Raw genomic sequence first — 15108 nt, forward strand, 5'->3', positions numbered from 1 at the left:
AGACTCAGAAGTGAATGCCCTTCATCATCTGCTGCAGCGCAATCGCTTCGGCCGAGAGCTGGGGCTTGCCGCCCTTCTCGCCCTTGGCCGCATCGCTGTCCGGGAACATGCGGAAGCTGGTGTTCATCGCGATCTGCGCCACCCGCGGCGCCAGCGCATGCATCAGCTGGCCGGTGATGCCCAGCCGGGTCGCGATGCGCACCGGCTTGGCGATGCAGGCCTGGGCAATCATGTCGGCGGCCTCCTCGGGCGCCAGGGTCGGCACATTGTTGTAGATCTTGGTCGGCGCAATCATCGGCGTGCGCACCAGCGGCATATTGATGGTGGTGAAGGTGATGCCTTGGTCGGCGAACTCGCTGGAGGCGCAGCGGGTCCAGGCGTCCAGCGCGGCCTTGCTGGCCACATAGGCCGAGAAGCGCGGTGCATTGGTCAGCACGCCGATGCTGGAGATATTGACCACATGGCCCTTCTTCTTGGCCACCATGCCGGGCAGCAGGCCCATGGTCACGCGCAGGCAGCCGAAGTAGTTCAGCTGCATCGTGCGCTCGTAGTCGTGGAAGCGCTCGTAGCTGCCCTCGATGGCGCGGCGGATCGAGCGGCCGGCGTTGTTGATCAGGAAGTCGACACCGCCGAAGTTCGTGGCAATCCAGGCCATCAGCTCGGCGCAGCTCTGCTCGTTGGCAATATCGGCCGAGAAGCTGTGCACCTGGGCCTTGGGGCCGGCGAAGCTGCGGATCTCCTGCTCGGCCTCGGCCAGCTTGGCAGCGTCGCGCGCGCAGATCAGCGTGATCGCGCCGGCCTCGGCAAACTTCATCGCTGCCGCCAGGCCGATGCCCGAGGAGCCGCCGGTCACCAGCACCACCTTGCCGGCGGTCGCCCCCTTCAGGCTGCGGTCGATGAAGAGGTCGGGGTCGAGATGACGCTCCCAGTAGTCCCACAGCCGCCAGGCATAGTCCTTCAGGTTCGGGCAGGCAATACCTGACCCTTTCAGCGCGGCCGCGGTCTCGCGGCAGTCGAAGCGGGTCGGGTAGTTGATGAAGGTCAGCATGTCCTCGGGCAGGCCCAGGTCCTTCATCACCGCATGGCGGATGCGCCGCACCGGCGCCAGCGCCATCAAGCCCTTCTTGACGCTCTTGGGGATGAAGCCCAGCAGCGCGGCGTTGACGAACAGATTCATCTTCGGCGCGTGGGCGGCCTTGGAGAAGATGTCCAGCACATCGCCGACGCGGTAGCCCACCGGGTCGACCAGATGGAAGCAGGCGCCGCTCTTCCTGGCCTGCTGATGGCTGATGTGGTCCAGCGCGTTGACGACGAAGTCCACCGGCACGATGTTGACGCGCCCGCCCTCCAGGCCCACCGAGGGCATCCAGGGCGGCAGGATCTGGCGCAGGCGCTGGATCAGCTTGAAGAAGTAGTAGGGGCCGTCGATCTTGTCGGCCTCACCGGTGGCCGAGTCGCCCACCACCATGGCCGGCCGGTAGACGGTCCAGGGCCTCTTGCACTCCTTGCGCACGATCTTCTCGCTCTCGTGCTTGGTCATGAAGTAAGGGTGATCCAGGCCCTCGGCCTCCTCGAACATGTCCTCGCGGAACACGCCCTCATACAGACCGGCCGCCGCGATCGACGAGACATGGTGGACATGGCCGGCCTCGATGGCCTGGGCGAACTCGACCAGGGCGCGGGTGCCGTCGATATTGGCCCGCACCTGCTCGTCCTCGGGCGCGGCGAGGTCGTAGATCGCGGCCAGGTGGTAGACATGGTCGACCTTGCCCTTCAGCGCCTTGATCTGATCGGCCGCCACGCCCAGCTTCTTCGCGTTCAGATCACCGAACACCGGCAGCGCGCGCGTCTTGCCGACGCCCCAGAACTCCAGCAGGGCCGGCACCTTGTCGCGGCTCTCTTCGCGCAGCAGGAAGTGGACCGTGCTGCCGCGCCGCGCCAGCAGTTTCTTGACCAGGCGTTTGCCGATGAAGCCGGTGGCGCCGGTGACGAAATACTGCATGCTGTGTCTCCATTGGGATGTTTGCGACCATTCTTGACCAACTGCGCCGGGCCGCCGCTGCGCGCTTTCCCGAAGCTGTCGCTTTCCCGGAGGTGGGCGATAGAGCGCACTCACTAGGATTGGCCCCTGCGGCCGCCCGTTGCGGCCCTATAGTGAAGCCACCCTCCACAGACATAGGACCTCAGACCATGGTCAAGAAGCTTCAGAAGATGGCCGCCAAGAACAAGGCCGGCGGCGCTATCCCTGGCATCCCGGCCGGCCTGCTGGACAGCCAGCTGGCCCAGTCCGTCAAGGACTCGGCCCAGCAGATCTGGGCCGCCGGCCTGGGCGCGTTCGCCAAGGCCCAGGGCGAAGGTGGCAAGGTCTTCGAGGCCCTGGTCAAGGAAGGCCTGACCCTGCAGAAGAAAACCCAGAGCGCGGCCGAAGAGAAGCTCGGCGCCGTCACCAGCAAGATGAGCGGCATGGCCGGCGAGGTCGGTGCCAAGGCCGGCCAGCAATGGGACAAGCTGGAATCGATCTTCGAGGAACGTGTGGCCAGTGCGCTGAAGCGCCTGGGCGTGCCCACCGCCAAGGACATCGACGCGCTGATCGCCCGCATCGACGCGCTGAGCGCCGCAACCGGTGCCAAGCCCGCAGCCCGCAAGGCCGCAGCCAAGCCGGCGGCCAAGGCCGTCGCCAAGCCCGCACCCAAGACCGCCGCGAAGACAGCCACCAAGAAGCCGGCTGCCAAGAAGGCCGCCGCACCCAAGGCAACACCTGCCCCCAAGGCCGCCCCGCGCAAGCGCGCCGCCAAGCCGGCCGCCGCCGCGCAGGCCTGAGCGCGCTAGTCGCCACTCACTGATCCATGCCCGCATCGAAGCGCCGCGCCCCCCGGCGCGGCCCCGCACGCATAGGCCTGGCCCTGGCCGGCGGCGGGCCGCTGGGCGCCATCTACGAAATCGGCGCGCTGTGTGCACTCGAAGAGGCGATTGACGGGCTGGACTTCAGCGCCTGCGATGGCTATATCGGCGTCAGCGCCGGGGGCTTCATCGCGGCCGGCCTGGTCAACGGGCTGACGCCGCGCGAGCTCTGCGCCGCATTTATCGAAAACGATGCCGAGGCCCCGGTCAGCTTCGAGCCCAGCCTGCTGCTGCGCCCCGCCTGGGAAGAGTATCTGGCGCGGCTGGGCAGCCTGCCGGGCCTGCTGGGCCAGGCGCTGTGGCAGACCGCCGTGCAGGGCCGCTCGCTGCTGGCCGCCTTCGAGCGCCTGGGTCGCGCGCTGCCGACCGGGCTGCTCAGCGGCGACGTGATGGCCGAGCAACTGCGCCAGCAGTTCAGCCGGCCAGGCCGCAGCGACGACTTCCGGCAGCTGCGGCGCCCGCTGGTGCTGGTGGCCACCGATCTGGACAGCGGCGAGGCCGTGCCCTTCGGCACGCCGGGCCATGACCATGTGCCGATCTCGCGCGCGGTGCAGGCCAGCGCGGCGCTGCCGGGGCTGTTCCCGCCGGTCGAGATCGAGGGCCGCCATTTCGTCGATGGCGCGCTGAAGAAGACCATCCATGCCTCGGTGCTGCTGGACCGGGGGCTGGACCTGCTGATCTGCCTGAACCCGCTGGTGCCCTACCAGGCCGGCTTCGACGAGCATGCGCGCATCCCGCGCATTGCCGATGGCGGCCTGCCGCTGGTGCTGAGCCAGACCCTGCGCGCGCTGATCCATTCGCGCCTGGAGCTGGGGCTCAAGCGCTACGAGCTGAGCCACCCGGACACCGACATCCTGCTGTTCGAGCCCGATCCGCGCGACGCCGAGATGTTCCTGGCCAACACCTTCAGCTATGCCCAGCGCCGTCATCTGGCCGAGCATGCCTACCAGGCCACCCGCGGCGCGCTGCTGCAGCGCTACGCCGAACTGGCCCCCAAGCTGGCCCGGCAAGGCCTGACCCTCAGCCGCTCGGTGCTGCAGGACCGCCAGCGCCGCCTGCTGGCGCCAAGCCGCCTGACGCCCACCGAGGCGGCGCTGCAGCGCCTGCGCGACACGCTGGGCCGGCTCGAAGAACGCGCCTCGGCGTGATCTGCATCACGACCCGGGCCTGAACCCCCTGCGCGCAGGGGGATGGCAGGGCCTGAGGCGGCTGCAACACTGCATGCCATGCGCTGCCAACCAGCAGCAAGCCTTCCACCCTTCGGAGAACTCATGCGCAAAGCCCTCATCGCCGCCCTGCTCGCCAGCCCCCTGCTGGCCCTGGCATCGCCGGTCAATCTGGTCAACAACGGCAGCTTCGAAGCCGAGATCAAGGCCAACGGCCAATGGTCGAACTACAGCAGCCTGACCGGCTGGAGCGCCGGCGCCCGCGGCGTCGAGCTGCGCAACAACATCGCCGGCAGCGCGCTGGACGGCAGCAACTTTGTCGAGCTCGACACCACCGGCAACAGCTGGATCAGCCAGACCCTCGCCACGGTGGCCGGCCAGTGGTATTCGCTGGAGTTTGCCTACTCGAACCGCGCCGGCGTGGCCGCCGCCAGCAATGGCCTGGCCTGGAGCTTCGGCGACGCCTCGGGCACCGCCGATGCGCAGGCCCTGATCAGCGGCAACCATCAATGGCAGACCGGCAGTGCCCTGGTGCAGGCCAGCGGCTCCAGCATGGTGCTGCGCTTCGAAGCCCTGGGCACCAGCGACTCGCTGGGCAGCTCGCTGGACCGCGTCTCGGTCACCAGCGCCGTGCCCGAGCCCGAGAGCTATGCGCTGATGCTAGCCGGCCTGGGCGCGATGGCCCTGGTGGCACGCCGCCGCCGCGCACAACAGTAAGATTTTTTGGTGGGACGCGCTGCGGGGTAGAGACCACGGCGCCTTCTCAAAAACAAGGGCGCCTCGGCGCCCTTGTTCGTTTCAGCCCGGACCTCAGCCCAGATAGCGCGACTCCAGATGGGCCTTGAAATGGGCCGGGTTCAGGGTCTCGCCGCTGGCGCGCCGCACCAGCTCGGGCGTCTCCCAGCGGCTGCCCTGGCTCCAGATATGGGTGTTGAGCCAGTCGAACACCGGGACCAGGTCGCCGGCAGCGATGCGGGTGTCGAGCTCGGGCATGGCGCGGCGCATGGTCGCGAACCATTGCGCCGCATACATCGCGCCCAGCGTGTAGCAGGGGAAGTAGCCGAACAGGCCGGCGCCCCAGTGCACATCCTGCATCGGCCCGTTGCGGTAGTTGCCGCGCGTGTCCAGGCCCAGCAGTTCCATCATCTTGGCGTCCCACAGCGCCGGGATGTCCTCGCACTCGATCTGCCCCTCGATCAGCGCGCGCTCGATCTCGTAGCGCAGGATGATGTGGGCCGGATAGGTGACCTCGTCGGCATCGACGCGGATATAGCCCGGCGCGACCCGCGTCAGCAGACGGTTCAGGTTCTGCGGCGCGAAGGCCGGCTGCTCGCCCAGATGGCGGCTGACCAGCGGGCTCAGGAGGCCGGCGAAAGCCGGATGGCTGCCCAGCTGCATCTCGAAGGACAGGCTCTGGCTTTCATGCAAGCCCATCGAGCGCGCCCGCGCCACCGGCTGGCCCAGCCACTCACGCGGCAGGTTCTGCTCGTAGCGGCCATGGCCGGTCTCGTGGATGGTGCCGGTCAGGCTGGGCAGAAAGCTGTCCTCGCGGTAGCGCGTGGTCATGCGCACATCCTCGGGCACACCGCCGCAGAAGGGATGGGCGCTCTCGTCGAGCCGGCCGGCCTCGAAGTCAAAGCCCATCAGCCGCATCGCATCCTGGCCCAGCGCGCGCTGGGCCGCGGTCGGGAATGGCCCCTCGGGCTGCAGCACCGTCTCGCCGGCCTGCTTGGCCTGCACCGCGCGTATCAGGCCCGGCAGCCACTGGCGCAGCTCGCCGAACACGCGGTCCACCTCGGCCGCACGCATGCCCGGCTCGTACTGGTCCATCAAGGCGTCATAGCGACCCAGGCCGCTGCTGTCGGCCAGCAACTGCGCTTCCTGGCGGGCCAGGCGCACGACCTCACGCAGATTCTCCAGATAGCCGGCCCAGTCATTGGCCGGACGCTGGCTGCGCCAGGCATGCTCGCAGCGCGAGATCGCCAGGCTCTTGGCCTCGACCAGGGACTGGGGCAAGGCGTTCGAGCTCATCCAGGCACGCCACATCTCGCGCAGATTGGCGCGCTGCAGCTCGTCCAGCGGCTCGCTGGCCGCCGCGTCCAGCAGGCTCTTGAGCGCCGGTTCGGTGGCCAGCTGGTGCATCAGCCCGCCCATCTCGGCCAGCGCCAGCGAGCGCGCCTCATTGCCCTTGGCCGGCATATTGGCCGACTGGTCCCAGGAGGCGATGGCTTGCAGATGGGCCAGGTGGTGCAGGCGCTGGTGGCGCTGGCGCAGATCGTCGTAGGCGGTGGTGGTGCTCATGATGTCGGATGGGGCTGGTGGGTCAAGGCGGTGCCGGTGGGCGCCGCAGGCATTGTCAGGGAAACACCCAGAGCAGGGCCGCCGTCATGACGAAGTAGCGGCCGAACTTGCCGATCGCCATATAGAACAGGCAGGGCCAGAACGGCAACCGCAGCCAGCCGGCCACCGCGCACAGCGGGTCGCCGACCAGGGGCAGCCAGCTCAGCAGGCAGGCCTTGGCGCCAAAGCGTTCCAGCCATTGCAGCGCGCGGGCTCGCGCCGGCGGGTGGTGCGCGGCCCGTTCGTAAAGCCGCTCGGCCCCAAAGCCCATCCACCAGCTGATCGCGCCGCCGACGGTGTTGCCGGCGGTGGCCACCAGCACGGCCGGCCAGAACATCTCGGGGTTAAGCTTGACCAGGCCGAACACCGCCGGCTCCGAGCCCATAGGCAGCAGGGTGGCCGACACCAGCGCGATGATGAAGATCGCCGACAGGCCGACCTTGGGCAGGGCCAGCGCCGCCAGCAAGGCGGCCATCAGCTCTTGCATCCAGATTTCCATGCAGCGATTATCCAGGGCGCCCAGCGCACCGATGCATACAAACGGGGGTAATCGTCGGCTTGCGGGATAGTGGCGGCCATTGCAGACTCGCGGCAGGGATGCCGTCCGCGCGTCTGTGATAGAAAGGTCGACAAGACCCGACCCGCCCGCCGATGCGGGCAGCGCAGCGGATCATGTTGTCGAGGATCGATGAAGGCCAAGTTCTCCACCCTGCCGCGTGCATTCGATACCCGCCACCGGCGGATGTCGATGCTGCTGCTTGCCCTTGTGACGGCCTTGTTCAGCCCGCGCGAGGTCAATGCTAACGAGAGCTGCAAGCAGCTGCTGGCCTCCGGGAATCCGCAATACCCGCCCTATCTCTGGCGCGACCCGGAGGATGAGTCGCGCCTGATCGGCGCCAACACCGAGCTGATGCAGATGCTGGGCAAGGAGTTGGGCCTGCCCATCGAGGTGCGCTATATCGGCCCCTGGGGCCGGGTGCAGGAAGAGTCGCGGGCCGGGCGCATAGATCTGATCGCCGGCGCTTTCTTCACGCTGCCGCGCACCGAGTACATGGACTATTTCTACCCGGCCTTCCGCGAGACCCGCTCGGTGGTCTGGACCCGCGAGGCCAGCCGGCTGAACTACCGGCGCTGGAGCGATCTGGCCGCGCTGCAGGGCGTGACCGTGATTAACAACAGCTTCGGCGAGGAGTTCGACCGCTACGCCAAGGAGAGCCTGAAGATCAGCCAGGTGGCCAGCCTTGAGCAGGCCATCCAGATGCTGCAGCGCTCGCGGGCCGACTACTTGGTATACGAGGACGCCCCGGCCGCCGCCTATCTGGCCAAGATGAATATCGCCGACATGAAGGCGCTGACGCCGGCGGTGGCCAACGAGAACCTCTACCTGACCCTGTCGCATCGCTCTGCCTGCAATAGCGGCGAGATGCGCGGGCGGATTGCGCGCGCGATGTACAAGCTAGCCCGCCAGGGTGTGATGAATGCCCTGGTCGAGAAGAATATCCAGCTCTGGCGGCGCCAGAATCAGTAGCTCCGGTCGCGCTGGGCGGTCATGGCAAGGGCGGCGGAGGTATACTTCTGCCTCATTTTTGAGCAGAACCCTCCCTCATCCTTTATGCACATCGGCCCTTACGCCTTGCCGAACAAGCTGTTCGTCGCGCCGATGGCAGGCGTCACCGACCGGCCTTTTCGCCAGCTCTGCCGCCGCCTCGGCGCGGGCTATGCGGTCAGCGAGATGGTGACCTCGCGCAAGGATTTGTGGAACAGCCTGAAGACCTCGCGCCGCGCCAATCATGAGGGCGAGGCCGCGCCGATCGCGGTGCAGATCGCCGGCACCGATGCGGCGATGATGGCCGAGGCCACGGCCTACAACATCGATCGCGGCGCCCAGATCATCGACATCAATATGGGCTGCCCGGCCAAGAAGGTCTGCAACAAATGGGCCGGCTCGGCGCTGATGCAGGACGAGGCGCTGGCGCTCCAGATCATCAGCGCGGTGGTGGCCGCTGCGGCGCCGCAGGGCGTGCCGGTGACCTTGAAGATGCGCACCGGCTGGTGCGCCAGCGAGCGCAATGCCTTGAGCATCGCCCGCGCCGCCGAGAGCGCCGGCGTCGCGATGGTGACCGTGCACGGCCGCACCCGCGAGCAGGGCTACAAGGGCCTGGCCGAGTACGACACGATTGCCGCCGTCAAGGCCGCCCTGCGCATCCCGGTGGTCGCCAACGGCGATATCGACTCGCCGCAAAAGGCCAAGCAGGTGCTGGCCTACACCGGTGCCGACGCGCTGATGATCGGCCGCGCGGCCCAGGGCCGGCCCTGGATCTTCCGCGAGATCGCCCACTACCTGGCCACTGGCGAGGAGCTGCCGGCGCCCGAGGTACTGCAGGCCCGCGACTGGCTGCTGGAGCATCTGCAGGACCACTACAGTCTTTACGGCGAGCTGACCGGCATGCGCACCGCGCGCAAGCACATCGGTTGGGCCCTGCGCGGCCTGCCCGGCGGCGAAGCGTTCCGCCAAGAAATGAATCTCCTGGAGAGCTGCGAAGCCCAGGTCAGCGCCCTCGGCGACTGGCTGGGCGAGCTCGCCACCCGCCATGACAGGCTGCCCGTGCTCGCGGCCGCCAACGACGAACAAGAACTGAGGCTGCAGGCATGACCCCGAAACCGATTGACGCCTGCGTGCGCGAGAACCTGGAAGTCTATTTCCGCGATCTGGACGGCGAGACCCCGCACTCGATGTACGAGATGCTGATCGGCCTGGTCGAGAAGCCGCTGCTGGACGTCGTGATGAAACAGGCCGACGGCAACCAGAGCAAGGCCGCCGAATGGCTGGGCATCAACCGCAACACGCTGCGCCGCAAGCTGACCGAGCACAAGCTCCTCTAATTTCCCCTCCCGAGCCTCACCATGACCCATCTGACCGCCCTGATCTCGGTGTCCGACAAGACCGGCATCCTGGAATTCGCCCAAGCGCTGCACGCCTTGAACGTCAAGCTGCTGTCCACCGGCGGCACCGCCAAACTGCTGGCCGAGGCCGGCCTGCCCGTCACCGAGGTGGCCGAGCACACCGGCTTCCCCGAGATGCTGGACGGCCGCGTCAAGACCCTGCACCCGAAGATCCACGGCGGCCTGCTGGCGCGCCGCGACCTGCCCGAACATGTCGCCGCGATTCAGGCCCACGGCATTGACACCATCGACATCCTGGCCGTCAACCTCTACCCGTTCGAGGCCACGGTCGCCAAGCCCGGCTGCACGCTGGAAGACGCGATCGAGAACATCGACATCGGCGGCCCGGCCATGGTGCGCAGCGCGGCCAAGAACTGGAAGGACGTCACGGTGCTGACCGACGCCTCGCAGTATGCGGGCGTGCTGGCCGAGCTCAAGGCCGAGGGCAAGACCAGCGACAAGACCCGCTTTGCCTGCTCGGTGGCCGCCTTCAACCGCATTGCCCAGTACGACGCCGCGATCAGCAACCATCTGAGCGCGCTGGCCGAGGACGGCAGGCTCTCGGCCTTCCCGGCCCAGATGAACAGCAGCTTCGTCAAGGTGCAGGACCTGCGCTATGGCGAGAACTCGCACCAGAGCGCCGCGCTGTACCGCGATCTGCATCCCGCCCCCGGCTCGCTGGTGACGGGCAAGCAGCTGCAGGGCAAGGAACTCAGCTACAACAATATCGCCGACGCCGATGCGGCCTGGGAATGCGTGAAGAGCTTTGAGCTGCCCGCCTGCGTGATCGTCAAGCATGCCAACCCCTGCGGCGTGGCCGTCGCGGCCACGGCCGCCGAGGCCTATGCCAAGGCTTTCAAGACCGACCCGACCAGCGCCTTCGGCGGCATCATTGCCTTCAACCAGGTGGTCGACAAGGCGGCGGCCGAACTGGTCGTCAAGCAGTTCGTCGAGGTGCTGATGGCGCCCGGCTTCACCGAGGAAGCGCTGGCGATCTTCGCGCCCAAGGCCAATGTGCGCCTGCTGCAGATCGCGCTGCCCGCTGGCGGCGCGACGCCCTGGCAGCAAGGCCGCAATGCGATGGACAGCAAGCGGGTCGGCTCCGGCATCCTGATCCAGAGCGCCGACAACCATTTCCTGCAGAAGACCGATCTGAAGGTCGTCACGACCCTGCAGCCGACGGCCCAGCAGCTCGATGACCTGATGTTCGCCTGGACCGTGGGCCAGTACGTCAAGAGCAATGCCATCGTGTTCTGTGCCGGCGGCATGACGCTGGGCGTCGGCGCCGGCCAGATGAGCCGCATCGACAGCGCCCGCATCGCCGCGATCAAGGCCGAGAACGCCGGCCTGTCGCTGAAGGGCTCGGTGGTCGCCAGCGACGCCTTCTTCCCCTTCCGCGACGGCCTCGATGTGCTGGCCGATGCCGGCGCCTCCTGCGTGATCCAGCCGGGCGGCAGCATGCGCGACGAGGAAGTGATCGCCGCCGCCAATGAGCGCGGCGTTGCGATGGTGTTCACCGGCGTGCGTCACTTCCGGCACTGACGGACAACCCCCCCCCAGGCGCTGTGCGCTTCGGGGGTGGGTCAATCCACCGGCAAGGCCGTCTCGTACTTGACCTCGCGCAGCACCACATTGCTGCGCACGCTGGCCACCCCGGGCACCTTGAAGATCTGCGACTGCAGGAACTGGTCGTAGGCCTTCATGTCCGGCACCACGACCTTGATCACATAGTCGGCCTCGCCGGTGATGCCGTGGCATTCGATGATCTCGCGGCTGGCGCGCACCAGGCGCTCGAAGTTCTCGACCGCGCCCTCGCTGTGCCGCACCAGGCTGACATTGGCCAGCACGCAGATATTGAGCCCGAGCTTCTCGCGGTCCACCAGGGCCACATGGCGGCGTATCACGCCGCTGTCTTCCAGCTCCTTGACCCGCCGCCACACGGGCGTGGCCGACAGCCCGACTTTCTCCGCCAGCTGCTGGGTGCTCTGCCGGCCATCGGCCTGCAGCGCCTCGAGAATCTGCTTTGTCGCCCGATCGAAACGTTCAATTTCCATTTCAGCCACCTTTGAGTTGAATTCTCTCATTGGCCGGCTTGACAGTAGCAAAGAGAGGAACAAACACTTGGGCCGCTGACCAAGAATCTCCCCCCAAGCCTCAAAGTACCAGAGCCGCCAGGAGACAGAGACCATGCCCAGCACCGACCTCATTGCGCCATCACCGGCGCTGCGCGACTACAAGCTCTCCGACAACCTCGGCGCCAGAAGCGGCCAGGTCTTCATGACCGGCACCCAGGCCCTGGTACGGCTGCTGCTGGCGCAAAAGGCGCTGGACGAGCGTGCCGGGCTGAAGACGGCCGGCTTCGTCTCCGGCTACCGCGGCAGCCCGCTGGGCATGGTGGACCAGCAGCTCTGGAAGGCCAAGAAATTCCTTGATGCCGCGCAGGTCAACTTCCTGCCCGCGATCAACGAAGACCTGGCCGCCACCGCCTGCCTGGGCGTGCAACGCGTCGCGCTGGACCCCAAGCGCACGGTCGATGGCGTGTTCGCGATGTGGTACGGCAAGGGGCCAGGTGTTGACCGCTCCGGCGACGCGCTCAAGCATGGCAATGTCTACGGCAGCTCCAGCCAGGGCGGCGTGCTGGTGGTCTGCGGCGACGACCATGGCTGCGTGTCTTCGTCGACGCCACATCAGAGCGATCTGGCCTTGCAGGCCTGGAGTATGCCCCTGGTGCATCCGGCCAATGTGGCCGAGTACCTGGAGTTCGGCCTCTACGGCTGGGCGCTCTCCCGCTTCTCCGGCGCCTGGGTCGGCTTCAAGGCCATCTCCGAGGTGGTCGAGTCCGGCATGACCGTCGATCTGGACAGCGTGCCGCTGGACTTCGAGCTGCCCGTCGATCACCAGCCGGCGACGAACCTGCACATCCGCAGCGTCGACCTGCCCTCGCTGGAGCTGGAGTCGCGCCTGGAGCACAAGCTGGCCGCAGTGCGCGCCTTCAGCAAGCTGAACTCCATCGACAAGCACATCGTCGCCAGCCCCAGCGCGACACTGGGCATCGTCACGGTGGGCAAGGCCCACTACGACTTCATGGAGGTTCTGCGCCGCCTGGACCTGGACCCGAATGCGCTGGCCGCGGCCGGCGTGCGGGTCTACAAGGTGGGCCTGGTCTACCCGCTGGAGACCACGCGCATGGCCGAGTTCGCCCAAGGGCTGACCGATATGCTGGTGATCGAGGAAAAGGCCCCGGTGGTCGAGCGCCAGATCAAGGAACTGCTCTACCACCTGCCCGACGCGCAACGCCCCCATGTGATCGGCAAGACCGACGAGCATGGCGCGGCCGTGCTCTCCAGCCTCGGCGAGCTGCGGCCCTCGCGCATCATGAGCACCGTCGCCGAGTGGCTGGCGCGCTTGAACCCGGCGCTGGACCGCCGCCATCTGGTGGTCGATTTCCTGACCCCCTGCCTGCTCAGCAATGCGGCCGACGGCGTGCGGCGCCAGCCCTACTTCTGCTCCGGCTGCCCGCACAACACCAGCACCAAACTGCCAGAAGGCTCCAGGGCTCTCGCCGGCATCGGCTGCCACTTCATGGCCAGCTGGATGGAGCGCGGCACCTCGGGCCTGATACAGATGGGCGCCGAGGGCGTGGACTGGGCGGCGGCCTCGCGCTTCACGACCGAGAAGCATGTGTTCCAGAACCTCGGCGATGGCACCTACTATCACTCCGGCTATCTGGCGATCCGCCAGGCCATCGCCGCGAAAACCAATATCACCTACAAGATCCTCTACAACGATGCGGTCGCGATGACCGGCGGCCAGCCGGTCGACGGCCAGACCAGCGTGCCGCAGATCGCGCGCCAGGTCGAGGCCGAGGGCGTCAAGCGCCTGGTCGTCGTCTCCGACGAGATCGGCAAATACGAGGGTCATCACGGGCTGTTCCCGGCAGGCACCAGCTTCTTTGATCGCAGCGAGATGGACAAGGTCCAGCGCGAGCTTCGAGACATAGAGGGCGTCACCGTGCTGATCTACGACCAGACCTGTGCCGCCGAGAAGCGCCGCCGCCGCAAGAAGAAGGAATTCCCCGATCCGCCGAAGCGCATCTTCATCAACGAGCAGGTTTGCGAGGGCTGCGGCGACTGCGGCCAGGCCTCGAACTGCCTGTCGGTCGTGCCGGTCGAGACCGACTTCGGCCGCAAGCGCGCGATCGAGCAAAGCAGCTGCAACAAGGATTTCTCCTGCGTCAACGGCTTTTGCCCCAGCTTTGTCTCGGTGCATGGCGCGCAGCTGAAGAAGAAGGTCGGCGCTGGATACACGGCGCAAGACCTGGCCCGCGAGATCGCGGCCATCGGCGCGCCGGCCGCCTGGGACTGGACCGGGCCCTTCGACCTGCTGGTCACCGGCGTCGGCGGCACCGGCGTCGTCACGGTCGGGGCGCTGGTCAGCATGGCGGCGCATCTGGAAGGTAAGCAGGCCTCGGTGCTGGACTTCATGGGTTTCGCGCAAAAGGGCGGCTCGGTGCTGAGCTTCGTGCGCCTGGCGCCGACCCAGGACCTGCTGAACCAGGTCCGCATCGACACCCAGCAGGCCGATGTGCTCTTGGCCTGCGATATGGTGGTCGGCGCCAGCCCCGATGCGCTGGGCACCGTCAAGCCCGGCCGCACGGTGATCCTGGCCAACACGCATGAGTTGCCGACCGCAGCCTTTGTGCGCAACCCCGACGCGAATCTGCAGGGCGAGTCCTTACTCGCCAAGATGCGGTATGCCGTTGCTGATGACGCGCTCCTATCGACCATCGACGCGCAGGCTATTGCACAGCAGTTGATGGGCGACACCATGCCCAGCAACATCATCATGCTGGGCGCCTGTTATCAGCGCGGCCTGATCCCACTCAGCGAAGCGGCGCTGATGCGCGCGATCGAGCTGAACGGTGTCGCGGTCGAAGGCAACAAGACCGCCTTCGCGCTCGGCCGGCTTGCCATCGCCGCGCCGGACGCGATCAAGCGCCTGGGCGGCGACAAGGCGCAGCCGGTGCAGCTGCTCTTGGGCCAGGACAAGCTCGATGGCCCCGAGGGTCTGATCGCGCGCCGCGTCGCCCATCTGACGGCCTATCAGGATGCCGCCTATGCGCAGCGCTATCTGGCCCTGGTCAACAAGGTCCGCGCGGCCGAAGCCCTGCTGGGTGACGCCGGCAAGGCCGAGCGTTTGACCAAGGCCGTCGCCCGCTACTACGCCAAGCTGCTGGCGATCAAGGACGAGTGGGAGGTGGCCCGCCTCTACACCGACGGCAAGTTCGAAGCCAGCATGCGCGCCCAGTTCGACAACTGGGAACGCCTGTCTTTCCATATGGCGCCGCCGCTGCTGTCAAGACCTGGCCCCGACGGAAGGGCCAAGAAGGTCGAGCTGGGCTCATGGACCTTCAAGGCCTTGAAGGTGATGGCCAAGCTCAAGAGCCTGCGCGGCACGCCGCTGGACCTCTTCGGCAAGACCGAAGAGCGCCGCCTGGAGCGTCAGCTGATCAGCGACTACGAGGCCTTGATCGATGAGCTGCTGGCCACGCTCAGTGCCGAGAACCTGGAGCTGGCCGTCAAGCTGGCCCGGCTGCCGGAATCCATCCGCGGCTACGGCCTTGTCACGCTGGCCAATGTCGTGACGGTGCGGGCCCAGCAGACGGAGCTGCTGGACCGCTTTCACGGCCGGGTGGCCGAGGCACCGGTGCAGATCGTCAAGGCGGCCGAGCGGGTCAAGAGCGTCGCAGAACTTTGAC

12 protein-coding genes are annotated in these 15108 nt (G+C 67.3%); 8 read left to right on the plus strand and 4 right to left on the minus strand.

Annotated elements, in window-relative coordinates:
- Positions 1–4: 4 nt before the first annotated feature.
- A complete protein-coding gene (locus tag PO768_RS13790; RefSeq protein ID WP_272646512.1) occupies positions 5–2002 on the minus strand; it encodes an SDR family oxidoreductase in 1998 nt (665 codons plus the stop codon).
- Between the two features lie 188 nt (positions 2003–2190).
- Between PO768_RS13790 and PO768_RS13795 the strand changes: the two genes are divergently transcribed.
- The 3 genes from PO768_RS13795 (at position 2191) to PO768_RS13805 (ending at position 4784) form a co-directional block, all read left to right on the plus strand.
- Positions 2191–2820 (plus strand): phasin family protein, encoded by a 630-nt coding sequence (locus PO768_RS13795; protein ID WP_272646513.1) that lies wholly within the window; start codon positions 2191–2193, stop codon positions 2818–2820.
- Positions 2821–2846: 26 nt separating this feature from the next.
- On the plus strand, positions 2847–4049 hold the full coding sequence (locus PO768_RS13800) for a patatin-like phospholipase family protein (protein ID WP_272646514.1): 1203 nt from the start codon (positions 2847–2849) through the stop codon (positions 4047–4049).
- 123 nt (positions 4050–4172) lie between these two features.
- Entirely contained in the window at positions 4173–4784 is a 612-nt protein-coding gene (locus tag PO768_RS13805; RefSeq protein ID WP_272646515.1) for a PEP-CTERM sorting domain-containing protein, read from the plus strand.
- 93 nt (positions 4785–4877) lie between these two features.
- On the opposite strand, the gene PO768_RS13810 is transcribed toward PO768_RS13805, so the two are convergent.
- Both PO768_RS13810 and PO768_RS13815 read right to left on the minus strand, forming a co-directional pair.
- Positions 4878–6368 carry a carboxypeptidase M32 gene (locus PO768_RS13810; protein WP_272646516.1) on the minus strand — a complete coding sequence of 497 codons (1491 nt, stop codon included), beginning with the start codon at positions 6366–6368 and terminating at the stop codon, positions 4878–4880.
- A 55-nt stretch (positions 6369–6423) separates the two neighbouring features.
- A complete protein-coding gene (locus PO768_RS13815; RefSeq protein ID WP_137941137.1) occupies positions 6424–6906 on the minus strand; it encodes a YqaA family protein in 483 nt (160 codons plus the stop codon).
- 189 nt (positions 6907–7095) lie between these two features.
- Here PO768_RS13815 and PO768_RS13820 point away from each other — a divergent pair, with 189 nt between their 5' ends.
- The 4 genes from PO768_RS13820 to purH all read left to right on the plus strand — a co-directional run bounded on the left by PO768_RS13820 (position 7096) and on the right by purH (position 10892).
- On the plus strand, positions 7096–7935 hold the full coding sequence (locus PO768_RS13820; RefSeq protein ID WP_272646517.1) for a substrate-binding periplasmic protein: 840 nt from the start codon (positions 7096–7098) through the stop codon (positions 7933–7935).
- A gap of 84 nt (positions 7936–8019) precedes the next feature.
- Complete coding sequence (gene dusB, locus PO768_RS13825; protein WP_272646518.1) at positions 8020–9060, plus strand: tRNA dihydrouridine synthase DusB; 1041 nt, start codon at positions 8020–8022, stop codon at positions 9058–9060.
- Positions 9057–9290: a Fis family transcriptional regulator gene (locus tag PO768_RS13830; RefSeq protein WP_137941139.1), complete on the plus strand. Its 234-nt coding sequence runs from the start codon at positions 9057–9059 to the stop codon at positions 9288–9290. The genes dusB and PO768_RS13830 overlap by 4 nt, the downstream gene beginning before the upstream one ends.
- A gap of 21 nt (positions 9291–9311) precedes the next feature.
- Positions 9312–10892 (plus strand): bifunctional phosphoribosylaminoimidazolecarboxamide formyltransferase/IMP cyclohydrolase, encoded by a 1581-nt coding sequence (purH, locus tag PO768_RS13835; protein ID WP_272646519.1) that lies wholly within the window; start codon positions 9312–9314, stop codon positions 10890–10892.
- Between the two features lie 41 nt (positions 10893–10933).
- Here purH and PO768_RS13840 read toward each other — a convergent pair whose 3' ends face one another.
- Positions 10934–11404 carry an Lrp/AsnC family transcriptional regulator gene (locus PO768_RS13840; protein ID WP_137941140.1) on the minus strand — a complete coding sequence of 157 codons (471 nt, stop codon included), beginning with the start codon at positions 11402–11404 and terminating at the stop codon, positions 10934–10936.
- 133 nt (positions 11405–11537) lie between these two features.
- Here PO768_RS13840 and PO768_RS13845 point away from each other — a divergent pair, with 133 nt between their 5' ends.
- Complete coding sequence (locus tag PO768_RS13845; RefSeq protein ID WP_272646520.1) at positions 11538–15107, plus strand: indolepyruvate ferredoxin oxidoreductase family protein; 3570 nt, start codon at positions 11538–11540, stop codon at positions 15105–15107.
- The last annotated feature ends 1 nt before the right edge of the window (position 15108 follow it).

It is taken from the genome of Paucibacter sp. XJ19-41 (assembly GCF_028462495.1).
GTDB lineage: Bacteria > Pseudomonadota > Gammaproteobacteria > Burkholderiales > Burkholderiaceae_C > Roseateles_E.